16 protein-coding genes and 1 tRNA gene are annotated in these 15629 nt (G+C 66.6%); 14 read left to right on the top strand and 3 right to left on the bottom strand.

The window, feature by feature from the left end; genetic code table 11:
* The first annotated feature begins 35 nt into the window (after positions 1 to 35).
* From F1193_RS00255 to F1193_RS00240, 4 genes are all read left to right on the top strand, one after another.
* Entirely contained in the window at positions 36 to 1208 is a 1173-nt protein-coding gene (locus tag F1193_RS00255) for an isovaleryl-CoA dehydrogenase (RefSeq protein WP_150095672.1), read from the top strand.
* 368 nt (positions 1209 to 1576) lie between these two features.
* Complete coding sequence (gene queC / locus F1193_RS00250; protein ID WP_150095671.1) at positions 1577 to 2290, top strand: 7-cyano-7-deazaguanine synthase QueC; 714 nt, start codon at positions 1577 to 1579, stop codon at positions 2288 to 2290.
* A complete protein-coding gene (locus F1193_RS00245; protein WP_150095670.1) occupies positions 2284 to 2847 on the top strand; it encodes a VUT family protein in 564 nt (187 codons plus the stop codon). The genes queC and F1193_RS00245 overlap by 7 nt, the downstream gene beginning before the upstream one ends.
* Positions 2848 to 2866: 19 nt before the next feature.
* Positions 2867 to 3649: a YdcF family protein gene (locus tag F1193_RS00240; RefSeq protein ID WP_150095809.1), complete on the top strand. Its 783-nt coding sequence runs from the start codon at positions 2867 to 2869 to the stop codon at positions 3647 to 3649.
* A 13-nt stretch (positions 3650 to 3662) separates the two neighbouring features.
* Here the strand turns inward: F1193_RS00240 and F1193_RS00235 are convergent, their stop codons facing one another.
* A complete protein-coding gene (locus F1193_RS00235) occupies positions 3663 to 3923 on the bottom strand; it encodes a DUF3253 domain-containing protein (protein WP_150095669.1) in 261 nt (86 codons plus the stop codon).
* Between the two features lie 152 nt (positions 3924 to 4075).
* On the opposite strand from F1193_RS00235, the gene F1193_RS17620 reads away from it, so the two are divergent.
* Positions 4076 to 4204, top strand: coding sequence for a hypothetical protein (locus tag F1193_RS17620; protein ID WP_281287222.1), 129 nt, complete (start codon positions 4076 to 4078; stop codon positions 4202 to 4204).
* Positions 4205 to 4282: 78 nt separating this feature from the next.
* Here the strand turns inward: F1193_RS17620 and F1193_RS00230 are convergent, their stop codons facing one another.
* Positions 4283 to 4981, bottom strand: coding sequence for a DUF599 domain-containing protein (locus F1193_RS00230; RefSeq protein WP_150095668.1), 699 nt, complete (start codon positions 4979 to 4981; stop codon positions 4283 to 4285).
* A gap of 197 nt (positions 4982 to 5178) precedes the next feature.
* Between F1193_RS00230 and F1193_RS00225 the strand changes: the two genes are divergently transcribed.
* The 4 genes from F1193_RS00225 (at position 5179) to F1193_RS00210 (ending at position 8533) form a co-directional block, all read left to right on the top strand.
* Complete coding sequence (locus F1193_RS00225; RefSeq protein WP_150095667.1) at positions 5179 to 5853, top strand: glutathione S-transferase family protein; 675 nt, start codon at positions 5179 to 5181, stop codon at positions 5851 to 5853.
* A 12-nt stretch (positions 5854 to 5865) separates the two neighbouring features.
* Complete coding sequence (locus F1193_RS00220; protein ID WP_150095666.1) at positions 5866 to 6228, top strand: hypothetical protein; 363 nt, start codon at positions 5866 to 5868, stop codon at positions 6226 to 6228.
* A 302-nt stretch (positions 6229 to 6530) separates the two neighbouring features.
* Positions 6531 to 8075 (top strand): carboxyl transferase domain-containing protein, encoded by a 1545-nt coding sequence (locus F1193_RS00215; RefSeq protein WP_150095808.1) that lies wholly within the window; start codon positions 6531 to 6533, stop codon positions 8073 to 8075.
* Between the two features lie 382 nt (positions 8076 to 8457).
* Positions 8458 to 8533 (top strand) — tRNA-Lys (locus F1193_RS00210).
* A 216-nt stretch (positions 8534 to 8749) separates the two neighbouring features.
* Here F1193_RS00210 and F1193_RS00205 read toward each other — a convergent pair.
* On the bottom strand, positions 8750 to 9937 hold the full coding sequence (locus F1193_RS00205; protein WP_150095665.1) for an acyl-CoA dehydrogenase: 1188 nt from the start codon (positions 9935 to 9937) through the stop codon (positions 8750 to 8752).
* A gap of 205 nt (positions 9938 to 10142) precedes the next feature.
* On the opposite strand from F1193_RS00205, the gene had reads away from it, so the two are divergent.
* The 5 genes from had to bcrB are packed head-to-tail and all read left to right on the top strand — an operon-like array spanning position 10143 to position 15626.
* Positions 10143 to 11210, top strand: a complete 1068-nt coding sequence (had, locus tag F1193_RS00200) for a 6-hydroxycyclohex-1-ene-1-carbonyl-CoA dehydrogenase (protein WP_150095664.1) — start codon at positions 10143 to 10145, stop codon at positions 11208 to 11210.
* A gap of 28 nt (positions 11211 to 11238) precedes the next feature.
* On the top strand, positions 11239 to 12375 hold the full coding sequence (oah, locus tag F1193_RS00195) for a 6-oxocyclohex-1-ene-1-carbonyl-CoA hydratase (protein WP_150095663.1): 1137 nt from the start codon (positions 11239 to 11241) through the stop codon (positions 12373 to 12375).
* Positions 12372 to 13142 carry a cyclohexa-1,5-dienecarbonyl-CoA hydratase gene (locus tag F1193_RS00190; RefSeq protein ID WP_150095662.1) on the top strand — a complete coding sequence of 257 codons (771 nt, stop codon included), beginning with the start codon at positions 12372 to 12374 and terminating at the stop codon, positions 13140 to 13142. Before oah ends, F1193_RS00190 begins: the two co-directional genes overlap by 4 nt.
* A 3-nt stretch (positions 13143 to 13145) precedes the next feature.
* Positions 13146 to 14339 (top strand): benzoyl-CoA reductase subunit C, encoded by a 1194-nt coding sequence (gene bcrC, locus F1193_RS00185; protein WP_150095661.1) that lies wholly within the window; start codon positions 13146 to 13148, stop codon positions 14337 to 14339.
* Positions 14340 to 14342: 3 nt separating this feature from the next.
* Positions 14343 to 15626: a benzoyl-CoA reductase subunit B gene (gene bcrB, locus F1193_RS00180; protein ID WP_150095660.1), complete on the top strand. Its 1284-nt coding sequence runs from the start codon at positions 14343 to 14345 to the stop codon at positions 15624 to 15626.
* Positions 15627 to 15629 lie beyond the last annotated feature (3 nt).

The following is a 15629-nucleotide window of genomic DNA, read 5'->3' as shown; positions in this document are numbered from 1 at the left end:
AAGGCGGCAACCATAAGCCGAACCGGGAGGATTTCATGCTCGCCAACAGCCCGCCGCCGTTCGATTTCGGCCTCGGGGAGACCGCCGACGCCATCCGCGACACCGTCCGCGACTTCGCCCAGGACAGGATCGCCCCGCGCGCCGACGAGATCGACCGCGAAAACCGGTTCCCGCGCGACCTGTGGCCGGAGATGGGCGCGCTCGGCCTGCACGGCATCACCGTGGAGGAGGAGTTCGGCGGCACCGGCCTCGGCTATCTCGAGCACGTGGTGACCATGGAGGAGATCAGCCGGGCCTCGGGCGCGGTCGGCCTGTCCTATGGCGCCCACTCCAACCTTTGCATCAACCAACTGCGCCGCAACGCCACCGAAGAGCAGAAGAAGCGCTATCTACCGCGCCTTATCGCCGGCGAACACCTCGGAGCGTTGGCGATGTCCGAGCCCGGCGCCGGCTCCGACGTGGTGTCGATGAAGACGCGGGCGGAGAAGCGCGGCGACCGTTATGTGATCAACGGCAACAAGATGTGGATCACCAACGGCCCCGGCGCCGACACTTTGGTGGTCTATGCCAAGACCGACCCCGCCGCCGGCCCGAAGGGCATCACCGCCTTCATCATCGAGAAGGGGATGAAGGGCTTCTCGACGGCCCAGAAGCTCGACAAGCTCGGCATGCGCGGCTCGGATACTTGTGAACTTGTGTTCGAGGACTGCGAGGTGCCGGAGGAAAACGTGCTCGGCACGGTCAACCGCGGCGTCGCGGTGCTGATGAGCGGTCTCGACTACGAGCGCGTGGTGCTGGCGGCCGGCCCGCTCGGGCTGATGCAGGCGGCGCTCGACCTCGTCCTGCCCTATGTGCGCGAGCGCAAGCAGTTCGGCCAGCCGATCGGCACCTTCCAGCTCGTACAGGCCAAGGTCGCCGACATGTATGTGCGGATGAATGCCGCCAAGGCCTATGTCTATGCCGTGGCCAAGGCCTGCGACCGTGGCCGCACCACCCGCGAGGACGCGGCCGGCGCCATCCTCTATGCCGCCGAACTGGCGACGCAGACCGCGCTGGATGCCATCCAGCTTCTCGGCGGTAACGGTTACATCAACGAGTATCCGGCCGGGCGGCTGCTGCGCGACGCCAAGCTCTACGAGATCGGCGCCGGCACGTCCGAGATCCGCCGCATGCTGATCGGCCGCGAACTGTTCGCCAAGACAACCTGACAACAAGACAGCCTGACAAAACCGGGTGACCTGTCATCCCGGGCAAGGTCCGAAGGCCCGCGACCCGGGATCGTCAGCAAGAAAAGGCATCTCTTCCTGAAAACGGTCCCGGGTCTCGCTGACGCTCGCCCGGGACGACATCGCATCTTCTTGATGCCTCCCCGCGACGGCAGAGTATCTTCTTGATACGCGCTCAGGACGACAGAGCATTTCGGTGATACTCGTGCCCCGGCCGAAGCGGAGCGGAGAGCCGGGGCCTTTGGCAGGGCGGGGCGTTCCATTGTCCCAGCACCGCACCCCGGTCGCCGGATGTCGTAAGGTCAAGGGCAGGGGTGTGCGCCTTCGCCCTCCCGTGTTAATCACCCGCCATGACCTCCCCCGACCTTTCCGCGCTGGTGCTGCTCTCCGGCGGCCAGGATTCCACCACCTGCCTCGGCTGGGCGCTCGACCGGTTCGACCGCGTCGAGACGGTGGGCTTCGACTATGGCCAGCGCCACCGCGTCGAGCTGGAGGTGCGCGGGCGCATCCGGGCGGGAATCGAGGGCCTCAAGCCGGCCTGGATCGGCCGGCTCGGCGAGGACCACGTCATCGACCTGGGCGTGCTCGGCCAGATCTCGGAGACCGCGCTGACGCGCGACGCCGCCATCGCCATGGCCGAGAGCGGGCTGCCGACGACCTTCGTGCCGGGCCGCAATCTGATCTTCCTCGGCTTCGCCGCGGCGCTGGCCTACCGTCGCGGCATCCGCCACATCGTCGCCGGCATGTGCGAGACCGATTATTCCGGCTATCCGGATTGCCGCGACGACACCATCAAGGCGATGCAGGTGGCGCTGTCGCTCGGCCTCGACCGGCGGGTGACCATCCACACGCCGCTGATGTGGATCGACAAGGCCGCCACCTTCGCCCTGGCCCTGGCCATCGCCGGTCCACAATTCCTTGATCTCGTGGTCGAGGAGACCCACACCTGCTATGTCGGCGACCGCACGCTCCGCCACCCCTGGGGCTATGGCTGCGGCGCGTGTCCCGCCTGCCGGCTGCGTGCCGAAGGCTGGGCGCGGTTTCGAAAGGAAGACGGATGCTGAACGACACCCGCCGGCGCGCCGAAGGCGCCGCGTTCTTCGCCCTGTTCGTGCTGACCATTCCGCTCGCCAACTGGATGGTGGGCAATGTCGGCACGGTGTGCGTGCCGAACGGGCCGTGCCTCGTGCCGGTGGGGCCAAGCCTCACCGCGCCCTCCGGCGTGCTGATGATCGGCGTGGCGCTGGTGCTGCGCGATCTGGTGCAGCGCCGGCTCGGGGCAGGGGCCGCGGCGGTGGCGATCCTGATCGGTGCCGCGCTGTCGGCGGCGGTGGCGCCGCCCTCGCTGGTGCTGGCCTCGGCGGCGGCGTTCCTGGTGTCGGAGTTCGCCGACCTCGCCGTCTACACCCCGCTGCAGCGGCGCCGCTTCGTCGCTGCCGTGGTCGCCTCCGGCGTCGTCGGCCTGGTGGTCGATTCCATCGTGTTCCTCTATCTCGCCTTCGGCTCGCTGGAGTTCCTCGGCGGCCAAGTGGTGGGCAAGGCGTGGATGATCGCGCTGGCCGTGCCGGTGGTCGCCTGGCTGCGCCGGCGCGACGCGCGGCTCGGCCTCGCGCCGGCCTGAGGCGCCCACCCGCATGGACGTGTTCTTCTACATCTCGAAGACGCTGGGCTTCCTCGCGACGCCAACCAACGGCCTGCTCGTGCTGCTGCTGGTCGGCGTCGTCACGCTGCGCTGGCGGTTCGGCCGGCAGCTGACGGGGCTCGCCGCGGTCCTTCTGGTGATCTGCGGGCTATCGCCGGCCGCCAATTTGCTGATGGCGCCGCTGGAGCAGCGCTTTCCGCGCTGGGATGCCGGCAACGGCGCACCGGATGGCATCGTCGTGCTCGGCGGGGCGATCGACGCCACCGTCTTTGGGGCGCGCGGCGAACTGGCGCTCAATGAGGCTGGCGAGCGCATGACCGAGGCGGTGGCCCTGGCGCGCACCTACCCGAACGCCCGCATCCTGTTCTCGGGCGGCGAGGGCAAGGTGCTCAAGCAGGGCCATACCGAGGCGGACGCGGCGCGCGCCTTCTTCGCGCGCATGGGGCTTGCGCCCGAGCGGATCGAGGTCGAGGACCGCTCCCGCAACACCACCGAGAACGCCGTGTTCTCGAAGGAACTGGCGGCGCCCAAGCCCGGCGAGCGCTGGCTTCTGGTCACCTCGGCATGGCACATGCCGCGCTCGATCGGCTGCTTCCGGGCGGCGGGTTTCCCGGTCGAGGCCTATCCGGTCGATTTCCGCACGCCGGGGCAGGGCCTGCTGTGGCCATTCTTTTTCGCCTCGGACGGCCTGCGCCGGTTCGATCTGGCGAGCCGGGAATGGATCGGCCTCGCCGCCTATTACGCCAGCGGGCGCTCCAGCGAGTTGTTCCCGGCGCCGTGACGGGCCTGTAACCTCAATCGTTGCGCGGCAGGCCGAGCCGGTAGACGCCTTTGAAGTCGGTCGGGTCCACCGGCTTGCCCTTGCGGGTGATGACGATCCGCCCCTCCAGCGCCAGCCGCACCGCCACCCGCCGCACCAGCGGCATCAGATGGTGCCAGTCCGCCGTGCCGCTGGCCGCGCGCGCCGCCTCGGTCGGGCACAGCGTGCCGCCGCCGCGCGCCGCGGCGAGATCCAGGATGGCATGGGCAACGGCGGCGTCATCGGTGTTTGTCATATCCGGGCTTTAACTTTCTTGACGAACGGAACCGGGTGAAACCACGGGCGTTTGACCTGTGCAATCGGACGATCGACGCAAGGACACGGTTTCATCGACGGTCCGGTCTGGCGGGCCGCCATTTCCTATTGCAGATGATCGAGGAGCGGGCGATGCGCTGGTCCACGAGCACTCCGAGAGACGACACCGAAGACACCAGCGAAGGCTGGCAGATGGTGGCCTGGACCAGCGGCGCCGCCCTGGCCTTCGCGGTGCTGGCGGCCATGGCAAGTATCGCGTGAAGGCGCAGTAACGCGTAAAGGCAAGCATCGCATGAGGGCAGGTGTCGCGTGAGAGCGGGCCTCGCCTGACGGCCGCAATCATTTGAACGCGATCGGATCGCCTTCGAACAGTCTCTGGAACTCCTTGCCATATTGCCGGCGCAGCATCACCACCAGCACGGCGAGGGTGGTGGCGAGCAGCGCCCAGGCGCTGATGAACCAGCCGAGATAGCCGAGCGCGAAGAACAGCGCCCGCTGGCCGCGGTTGAAATGCCGGCCGGCGAGCGCGTGCAGCTTGGCCGCGCGGTTGGCGATGGCGATCGCCGCCGGGTCTTCCTTGAATTCGGCGGCTGGCACCGAGCCCATCACGATGGCGGCGTAGTTGAACAGCCGGTACGACCACGCGAACTTGAAGAACGCGTAGACGAACATCACCGTCAAGCCGAGCACCTTGAGCTCCCACACCCCCCGCGTGGTCTGGATGTTGAAGGGCAGCCCCTCCATCAGCCGCATGGCGTCGTCGCTGGCGCGCAACAGCGCCAGCGCGCCGCCGATGGCAAACAGCGAGCTGGAGGCGAAGAACGCGCTGCCGTTCTGCACCGAGGCCATGATCTGGGTGTCGACGATGCGCACGTCGCGGGCCAGCATCTGGTGCATCCAGGCGTGGCGGTAGCGCTCCATGATGTGGTTGAGATTGCGCGCCGCGAACGGGCTCCACTCCAGCACCGCGTGATAGCCGGCCCAGGTGAAAACGAAGGTGGCGAACGCCGCAAGGTCGAGAAACGTGAAATCGCCCATGCCGCCAAGCCCGCGTTGAAAAGGGCCGGCATGGTAGGCAGCCCCCGGGCCGCCGGCAACTCGACGATCGGCCGGCCCGCCGGCGCCAGTCCGTGCGGGCGCGGGTCGATCCGGGCGCGAATCGATACGGGCAATTGTGCGGATGCCTCGGCCATGGCAGCTTCCGCGGCAGGACGTGCCATCGGAGCCTGAGCGGAATGCTGCGCCTTGTGATCGGCAACAAGAACTACTCGTCCTGGTCGATGCGGCCCTGGGTGGCGCTGACGGTGGCCGGCATCCCGTTCGAGGAGACGGTGATCCCGCTCGACCAGCCTGACACCAAGGCCGAAATCGCCCGCCATTCACCCACCGGCAAGGTGCCCTGCCTGATCGACGGCGACATCCGGGTGTGGGAGTCGCTGGCGATTCTCGAATACCTCGCCGAGCGGTTCCCCGACCGCGCGCTGTGGCCGGTCGACCCGGCGGCGCGGGCCGTGGCGCGCGCGGTTTCGGCGGAGATGCATGCCGGCTTTTCCGCCCTGCGCAAGCTGCTGCCGATGAACCTGTGGCGGCCGATCGAGTCGCGGGCGCTGACGCCGGAGGCGGCGGCCAATGTCGAGCGCATCCTGGCCATCTGGCGGGAGTGCCGGGAGCGGTTCGGCGCCGGCGGGCCGTTCCTGTTCGGCGCGTTCGGCATCGCCGACGCCATGTTCGCCCCGGTGGTGACGCGGTTCCGCACCTATGACGTGGCGGTGGATGATACGGCCGCCCGCTACATGGAGGCGGTGGAAAGCCTGCCGGCCTTCAAGGCCTGGAAGGCCCAGGCGCTGAAGGAGACCTGGGTGGTCTCGCGCAGCGAGATCGACTGGCCCGAGGTCAAGCGCATGAGTTGAGGGGAGGGACAGATGCAACTTAGCGACTATACTGATGTTGATTGGAGTGAGGCAAAAGAAGAGGCGCGAAATGAGATGATATTGGCTGCAAAACGCCGTAGCGTGATAACTTATGGATGTATATGCAAGAAGATAACAGCAGTCAATATTTCACATATAGACGGGAGATTTTATAAATTACTTTGTGATATTTCAAGGGAGGAAAGCGAAAAAGATCGTGGCATGCTATCTGTGGTCGTCGTCGCCAAATCGGATGGACGGCCGGGTGACGGGTTTTTCGATTTTGCGGCAACTCTCGGGTACGACGTATCCGAGAAGCAGGTGTTCTTTGCCAAGGAATTGAACAAGGTTTACGAGTATTGGTCGAGAAATTGATCTAGCTCCATCGCCGGGACATCTGACCTGATCCGCCGTGTTTGCGGCCGGGCTCCGGTCTTGCCCTCCACGCCTTTGTTTCGACAGTCATTTTCTCTGACGGCAGGCAGGGCGCGCCCGGCCGAACCTCCCAATTGGTTGCATCCTGAACCAACGGTCAGCTTCCGCCGTCCCCGCGCTTGCGTCATAGATAGGGGGAACCGGCCGCAAAAAGTGCCGGGCTGAAACGGGAGACGACCTTGGCGGTCATTGCGTCGAGCATCGACACCGGTGCGCCGGTGTTTGCGGAAAATCGCGTCGCCATGGCGGCGCTGGTTGCGGAGCTGAAGGCGCGACGCGCCGAGGCGGCGCTGGGCGGCAACGCCAAGACGCGCGAGCGCCACGTCGCCCGCGGCAAGCTGCTTCCCCGCGAGCGGGTGATGCGCCTCATCGACCCCGGCACGCCGTTCCTCGACCTCGCGCCGCTCGCCGCCTTCGGCATGTACGAGGGCGACGTGCACGGCGCGGGCGTCATCACCGGCATCGGCCGCATTGAGGGCCGCGAGTGCGTCATCGTCTGCAACGACGCCACCATCAAGGGCGGCAGCTACTACCCGATGACGGTGAAGAAGCACCTGCGCGCCCAGGAGATCGCGCGCGAGAACCGGCTGCCCTGCGTCTATCTGGTCGATTCGGGCGGCGCCAACCTGCCGCACCAGACCGAGGTATTTCCCGACCGCGAGCATTTCGGCCGCATCTTCTTCAACCAGGCCAATCTGTCGGCGGCCGGCATCGCCCAGGTCGCGGTGGTGATGGGCTCGTGCACCGCCGGCGGCGCCTATGTGCCGGCGATGTCGGACGAGACCGTCATCGTGCGCCGCCAGGGCACCATCTTCCTCGGTGGCCCGCCGCTGGTGAAGGCCGCGACCGGCGAGGTGGTGTCGGCCGAGGATCTCGGCGGCGCCGACGTCCACGCCCGCCACTCCGGCGTCGCCGACCATTACGCCGCCGACGACACCCACGCGCTGGCCATCTGCCGGCGCATCGTCGGCAACCTCAACACCCGCAAAATCATCGACATTGCGCTGCGCGAGCCGCGCCCGCCCGCCTATGACGAGGCCGAGCTCGACGGCATCGTGCCGGCCGACAACCGCCGGCAATACGACATCCGCGAGGTGATCGCCCGCCTCGTCGACGCCTCCGAGTTCGACGAGTTCAAGCGGCTCTACGGCACCACGCTGGTCACCGGCTTCGCCCACATCCACGGGATCCCGGTCGGCATCGTCGCCAACAACGGCATCCTCTATTCGGAGAGCGCGCTGAAGGCGGCGCACTTCGTCGAGCTGTGCTGCCAGCGCCGGGTGCCGCTGCTGTTCTTGCAGAACATCACCGGCTTCATGGTGGGGCGCGACTACGAGGCCGGCGGCATCGCCAAGGACGGCGCCAAGATGGTCACCGCGGTGGCCTGCGCGAGCGTGCCGAAGATCACGGTGATCGTCGGCGGCTCGCACGGCGCCGGCAATTACGGCATGTGCGGGCGGGCCTACTCGCCGCGCTTCCTGTTCTCCTGGCCGAACTCGCGCATCTCGGTGATGGGCGGCGAGCAGGCGGCGACCGTGCTCGCCACCGTCAAGCGCGACAATATCGAGGCCGCGGGCGCGGCCTGGTCGGCCGAGGACGAGGAGGCGTTCAAGGCGCCGATCCGCGCCAAGTACGAGGCCGAGGGTAGCCCGTACTTCGCCACCGCGCGGCTGTGGGACGACGGCATCATCGCGCCTTCCGAAACCCGCCGGGTGCTGGCGCTGGCCTTCTCCGCCGCGCTGAACGCCCCGGTGCCGGAGACAAGGTTCGGCGTGTTCAGGATGTGAGACCAGCGTTGGGTCATGAATTCACATCGGATGAAGTCGTTGCTGAGGGCGGAATAGGTGCGACGCGGCATTCCTGCCGCGCCGTCGTTCCCGGCCGAGCCGCAAGGCGGCGAGGGGAAGGGAACCCGCCGTGCCGGTGTCGCGCCCCCGACCGTCTCGACAAAGTCCCCGGCCGGTCGCGCGACGGGCGGATCGCGCGCTCGACGGCAGGTACGGGCCCGCTAGAATGAGGGTGGTCTGGACCCGCCCGGTTCGCCGCTGCCGTGGTGAAGTTCGAACCTCTCCCCAGGCTTTGCAGGCGAGGCGCATTGGTGGGCTGGACACCCCACCTTCGCTCTGTTACCAACGCGTCATTCGCAGGAAACGAGAGCCGTTTCCCAGCGGGCGCATAGCTCAGTTGGTAGAGCAGCTGACTCTTAATCAGCGGGTCCAAGGTTCGAGTCCTTGTGCGCCCACCAATAAAATCAAAGACTTAAATGTTGTTGGTGGAGAACGGACGCGGAACGTGAGACGCGTCTCACGTCTCATATGAGACGATTTGTTTCCGATCCGTTGTTTTTCCGTGAGACGGAACCGCTGATCGCGCCGCCATCTCTGGTGCAACCCGGCGCGACGACGGGGCGCCGGGTGCCCCGAAGATCGCGCGCATTCCGGCCCTGAGGCCGGACCTCGCATCATCCGGCGAAGGCGCTGAGCCCGGCGATTGCCCGCCCCAGGATCAAGGCGTGCACGTCGTGCGTGCCCTCATAGGTGTTGACCGCCTCCAGGTTCATGGCGTGGCGGATGACATGGAACTCGTCCGAGATGCCGTTGCCGCCGTGCATGTCGCGCGCGATGCGGGCGATCTCCAGCGCCTTGCCGCAATTGTTGCGCTTGAGCAGCGAGATCATCTCCGGCGCCATCTTGCCTTCGTCGAACAGCCGCCCGAGCCTGAGGCAGGCGGTGAGCCCGAGCGTGATCTCGGTCTGCATGTTGGCGAGCTTGAGCTGGATGAGCTGATTGGCGGCCAGAGGCCGGCCGAACTGCTTGCGGTCGAGGGTGTATTGCCGCGCGGCGTGGAAGCAGAACTCGGCGGCGCCGAGCACGCCCCAGGCGATGCCGAAGCGGGCGCGGTTGAGACAGCCGAACGGGCCCTTGAGGCCGGTGACGTTGGGCAGGAGATTGTCGTCGGGCACGAACACCTGGTCCATCACGATCTCGCCGGTGGCCGAGGCGCGCAGCGAGAACTTGCCCTCGATCTTGGGCGCCGACAGCCCCTTCATGCCCTTGTCGAGGATGAAGCCGCGGATGACGCCGCCGTCATCCTTCGCCCACACCACGAACACGTCGGCGATCGGCGAATTGGTGATCCACATCTTGGTGCCGTTGAGCAGCCAGCCGCCATCGGTCTTGCGGGCGCGGGTGCGCATGCCGCCGGGATCGGAGCCGGCGTCGGGCTCGGTGAGGCCGAAGCAGCCGATCCACTCGCCGCTGGCAAGCATTGGCAGGTATTTCCGCCGCTGCGCCTCCGAGCCGTAGGCATCGATCGGGTACATCACCAAGGATGACTGCACGCTCATCGCCGAGCGGTAGCCCGAATCGACCCGCTCGACCTCACGCGCGATCAGGCCGTAGCTGACGTAATTGGTGCCGGCGCCGCCATACTCCTCGCTCAGGGTCGGCCCGAGGAAGCCGAGCGCGCCCATCTCGGTCATTACCTCGCGGTCGAAGGTCTCGTGCCGGTTGGCGGCGAGAATGCGTGGCATCAGCCTGTCCTGGCAGTAGTCGCGGGCGCTGTCGCGCACCAGCCGCTCGTCCTCGCTCAGGCAGTCGTCGAACAGCAGGGGATCGTCCCACAGGAAGCGGCTTTGGTCGGCGGACATCGACTGTTCTCCCGGTCGGTTAATTGCGCATTATAGTACGAAAATACATTTACCCGTGCCATGGCCGCACTGGTCCGTCAAGGCGACCAAGGGCCGATTTATCGCGCAAGAAGGCCGTCTTGACAAAGGCGCATTATGGTACGCTAATGCAATAATAACGCTGCGGCCTCGACGCCGTCGGCTTGGGAAGACCGGGGGAAGAGACATGTCCAAGGCACCCTATCGATGGGTGATGACAGCCGCAGGCGAACCCATGGTGCGGGAGGCCCTGGCGTTGGCCGCGCCGGCAGCCGGGCAGGTGGTGGTGGAGGTCGCAGGCTGCGGCGTCTGCCACACCGACCTCGGCTTCTACTATGACGGCGTGCGCACCAATCATGCGCTGCCGCTGACGCTCGGCCACGAGATCAGCGGCCGCGTGGTCCAGGCCGGCGCCGGGGCGGAATCCTGGCTCGACCGGGCGGTCATCGTCCCAGCGGTGATCCCGTGCGGGGAATGCGATCTCTGCAAGCGCGGCAAGGGCACCATCTGTGCTGCGCAAATGATGCCGGGCAACGACATCGACGGCGGTTTCGCCAGCCACATCGTGGTGCCGGAAAAAGGCCTGTGCCCGGTGGACGAGGCGCGGCTTGCCGCCGCCGGCCTGGAGCTTGCCGACGTCTCGGTGGTCGCCGACGCCGTCACCACGCCCTATCAGGCGGTGGTGCAGGCGGGCGTCCGCCCGGGCACGCTGTGCATCGTCATCGGCACCGGCGGCGTCGGCGGCTATTGCGTGCAGGTCGCCGCGGCGTTCGGCGGCACCGTGGTGGCGATCGACGTCGACCCGGCGAAGCTCGACGCCATCAGCCGGTTCGGTGCCGCCAAGACCATCAATGCCCGCGAGGCGGACCCGAAGACCCTCAAGAAGGACATCGTCGCCTTCGCCAAGGAGCGCGGGCTTTCGACGCGCGAATGGGCGATCTTCGAATGCTCCGGCACCGCGGCCGGGCAGGGCACCGCCTGGAACCTGCTGGTGCACGGCGCCACGCTGGCGGTGGTCGGCTTCACCATGGACAAGGTCGAGGTGCGGCTGTCGAACCTGATGGCGTTCCACGCCTCGGCTCTCGGCAATTGGGGCTGTCCGCCGGAACTCTATCCCGGCGCGCTCGATCTGGTGCTCGACCGCAGGATCGAGCTTGCCGCCTTCATCGAACGCCGCCCGCTCGACGCCATCAACCAGGTGTTCGCCGACGCCCACGCTCACAAGCTGACGCGGCGCGCCATTTTGATGCCGTAACGCCATCAAGACGAACGAGGGGGAAGACATGCCCGTAACCAGCGCCGCCCGCGACAGCATCGCGCCGCTCGAACTCAAGAACCACGACCTCGTCGCCGACATCGACGCGCCCGGCGTGATCTACGAGAAGCGCCCGGCCAGAACGCCGGACGGCAAGGTGGTGCCGGGGCTGTTCAATGCCTGGATCACCCTCGACAATCCGGCGCAGTTCAACTCCTACACCACCGAGATGGTGAAGGGCACCATCTCCGCCTTCCGCAACGCCTCCAACGCCCGCGATGTGGTGGCGGTGGTGTTCACCGGTGCCGGCGACAAGGCGTTCTGCACCGGCGGCAACACCAAGGAATACGCCGAATACTACGCCGGAAATCCCCAGGAATACCGGCAGTACATGCGGCTGTTCAACGACATGGTGTCGGCCATCCTCGGCTGCGACAAGCCGGTGATCTGTCGCGTCAACGGCATGCGCATCGGCGGCGGGCAGGAGATCGGCATGGCCTGCGACTTCACCGTCGCGCAGGACATGGCGCGCTTCGGCCAGGCTGGCCCCAAGCACGGCTCGGCACCGATCGGCGGCGCCACCGATTTCCTGCCGGTGATGATCGGCTGCGAGATGGCCATGGTGTCGGGCTCGCTGTGCGAGCCGTGGTCGGCGCACAAGGCCTATCGCTTCGGCATGATCACCGACATCGTGCCGGCGCTGAAGGTCGATGGCGAATTCGTCGCCAATCCGCTGGTGATCACCGACCGCTGGCTCGACGCCTACGGCCGCATCGTCCATGGCGAGCCGAAGACCGGGGCCGAGCTGGCCGCCGCCAAGGAGGTGCTGAAGAAGGGCGCCGTCGATCTGTCGCTGCTCGACGCCAAGGTCGAGGAGCTGTGCGCCAAGATCCTGCTCACCTTCCCCGACTGCTTCACCAAGACCATCGAGGAACTGCGCAAGCCCAAGATCGACGCCTGGAATGCCAACAAGGAGAACAGCCGCGCCTGGCTGGCGCTCAACATGATGACCGAGGCGCGCGCCGGCTTCCGCGCCTTCAACGAGGGCACCAAGGAGGATCGCGAGATCGATTTCGTCGCGCTGCGCCAGGCGCTCGCCGCCGGCACGCCGTGGACCGACGACCTCACCGAAAGCCTGCTGCCCAAGGCGAGGGCGGCACGATGAGCGATGAGCCGCTGAAGGTCTGGCACGACCGCGACGGCGCCCTGCTGCGGCTGCGGCTGGCGCGGCCGAAGGCCAACATCGTCGATGCCGCGATGATCGCAGCACTCGACGCCGCGTTGGCGGAGAACCTCGGCGATGCCCGCCTGAAGGCGGTGCTGATCGACCATGAGGGTCCGCACTTCAGCTTCGGTGCCAGCGTGCAGGAGCACCTGCCGGGCCAGTTCGAGGCGATGCTGAAGGGCTTCAATGCGCTGGTCGTGCGCCTGGTCTCGTCGCCGGTGCCGGTGCTGGCGGCCGTGCGCGGCCAGTGCCTCGGCGGCGGCATGGAGGTAGCGATCGCCGGCAACCTGATCTTCGCCGCGCCGGACGCGAAATTCGGCCAGCCCGAGATCCAGCTTGGCGTGTTCGCGCCGCCGGCATCCTGCATCCTGCCCGAGCGCATCGCCCGCGGCGCAGCCGAGGCGATTCTGGTGTCCGGCCAGCCGATCGGGGCCGAGGAGGCGTGGCGCATCGGCCTCGTCCACGCCGTGTCGGACGATCCCGAACAGGCGGCGCTCGACTGGTTCGACCGCGCGCTGAAACCCCTCAGCCCGTCCTCGCTGCGCTTCGCCGTGCGCGCGGCGCGGTTCGATTTCGTTGAGCGGGTGACGGCGAAACTCGCCGCGGTCGAGCGGCTCTATCTCGACGAGCTGATGTCCAGCCACGATGCCGTCGAGGGTCTCGTCGCCTTCTTGGAAAAGCGTCCGGCCAAATGGGAGGCCCGTTGAGCGATGAACGCGATCGTTGATACGGCGACTGCGCCGACCTCCACCGCCGAGATCATCGCCCACTGCCAGGCGCTGTTCGACGACCTCAATTTCACCGCCGCCCGCGCCTGGAAGAACGCGGTGCCGGGGCGCAAGGTGGTCGGCTTCCTGCCGGTCTACGCGCCGCTGGAGCTGATCCACGCGGCGGGCTGCCTGCCGCTCGGCCTGTTCGGCGGCGGCGACCGCATGGAGGTGATCCACGGCGACGCCTATTACCAGAGCTACATCTGCCGCATCCCGCGCTCGACCGTCGAGCTCGGCGTCACCGGGCGGCTGGATTTCGTCGACGGCATGATCTTTCCGTTCGTGTGCGACGTCATCCGCAACCTCTCGGGCATGTGGAAGATCATGTTCCCGAACGTGTGGTCGAAGTTCTTCGATACGCCGCAGAACTTCGATCCCGAGATCGGCGGCCGCTACTACGCCGCCGAGCTGCAGGAGCTGCGAGAAGGGCTGCAAGCGCTCACCGGCCGCACCATTTCGGACGACGACATCCGCCGCTCGATCGCGCTCTACAACGACAATCGGCGGCTGGTGCGCGCGGTGTACGACTTCCGGGCCCGCACGCCGTGGAAGGCGCCGACCTCGGAAGTCTACCTCTTGATGCGCGCCGGCCTGATGATGGAGGTCGAGGAGCACAATCGGCTGCTTTCCGCCTATCTCGCCGCCGCCGAGGCGGAGGACCGGCCCAAGCGCGACAATGTCCGTATCGCGGTCTACGGCTCGTTCTGCGAGCAGCCGCCGCTGAACCTGATCAAGTCGGTGGAGATGGCCGGCTGCTACGTGGTCGAGGACGACTACGCCCTGGTGAACCGCTTCCTCACCGAGGACGTGCCGGTCGAGGGCGATCCGATCGCCGCGCTGGCACGCGCCTATATCGAGACCTCGGTCGAGACCTCCTGCAAGTACGTGCCGCGCGAGGAGGACAAGGGCAAGTTCCACATCGAGCAGGTGAAGAAGGCGCGCGCCGAGGGCGTGATCTACGCCACGCCGAGCTTCTGCGATCCTGCGCTGCTCGACCGGCCGATGATCTGCCGCCGTCTCACCGAGGCCGGCATTCCCCACATCGCCTTCAAGTACGCCGAGAACTCCGGTCAGATGCAGCCGATCCGCGAGCAGGCCGGCACGTTTGCCGATTCACTCAAGCTGTGGAGCTGAGACATGAGCGAGGCCGTCAAGGAACCGTCGATGCTCCTGCAGAAGGAGATGATCGCGAAGAACTACGACGCCATCACCTCCAAGCACCAAAGCGGACGCAAGGTGTCGTCGACCTTCGTGCCGGGCAACCTCAATGAGCTGCTGGCGTCGTTCGGCATCCTCAACAATCTGCCGGAGATCAACGCCATCCAGAACGGCATGCGCAAGCTGTCGGGCGACTACATCCTGGAAGCCGAGAAGTCCGGCCATTCCGAGGACGTCTGCACCTATGTGAAGGCCGATATCGGCATGATGGGCAAGGGCAACATTGCGCCCAACGGCAAGCCGTTTCCGGATCCGGACGTGCTGCTGTTGTCCTACACCGGTTGCTACACCTTCATGAAGTGGTTCGAGCTACTGCGCGAAGAGTACAAGTGCCCGACGCTGATGCTGCACGTGCCCTACGAGGGCGACGGACACTCGACCAAGAACATGCGCGACTACATCGTGAGCCAGCTCAAGGAGGTGATTATTCCCGGCCTTGAGCAGGTCTCCGGCGTCAAGTTCGACATCGACCGGCTGCGCGAGGCGCTGCGCAACTCGGCGAAGGCCGAGGACGATCTGGTTTGGGTGCTGGAGCAGGGCAAGCGCACGCCGTCCCCGATCGACGCCTATTTCGGCGGCGTCTATTACATCGGCCCGATCTTCACCGCCTTCCGCGGCACGCCCGAGGCCATCGCCTATTACCAGGCGCTGCGAAAGGAGGTGCAGGCGCGCATCGATGCCGGCGTTGGCCCGGTGACGCCGGATGGCTCGAATTTCTCCGACCAGAAATACCGGCTGGTGGTGGAGGGCCCGCCCAACTGGACCAGCTTCCGCGACTTCTGGAAGATGTTCTATGACGAGGGCGCGGTGGTGGTGGCCTCAAGTTACACCAAGGTCGGCGGCATGTACGACCTCGGCTTCCGCCACGATCCGGACCATCCGCTGGAGAGCCTCGCCGACTATTGCCTGGGTTGCTACACCAACCGCAACCTGCCCACGCGCGTCGACATCCTGACGAAATACGTCGAGGACTATCAGGCCGACGGATTGCTGATCAACTCGATCAAGAGCTGCAACAGCTTCTCGGCCGGCCAGTTGATGATCATGAAGGAGGTCGAACGGCGAACCAGCAAGCCCGGCGCCTTCATCGAGACCGACCTCGTCGACCCGCGCTACTTCTCGGCGGCCAACGTCAAGAACCGCCTGGAGAGCTATTTCCAGATGATCGAGCAGAAGCGCCGCGGCGCTGCCCGCGCGGCGTGAGAG

The sequence above is a fragment of the Blastochloris sulfoviridis genome (assembly GCF_008630065.1).
GTDB classification, from domain to species: domain Bacteria; phylum Pseudomonadota; class Alphaproteobacteria; order Rhizobiales; family Xanthobacteraceae; genus Blastochloris; species Blastochloris sulfoviridis.
Note: the sequence above shows the minus strand (reverse complement) of the source record. Positions and strands in the feature narration are given on the sequence as shown.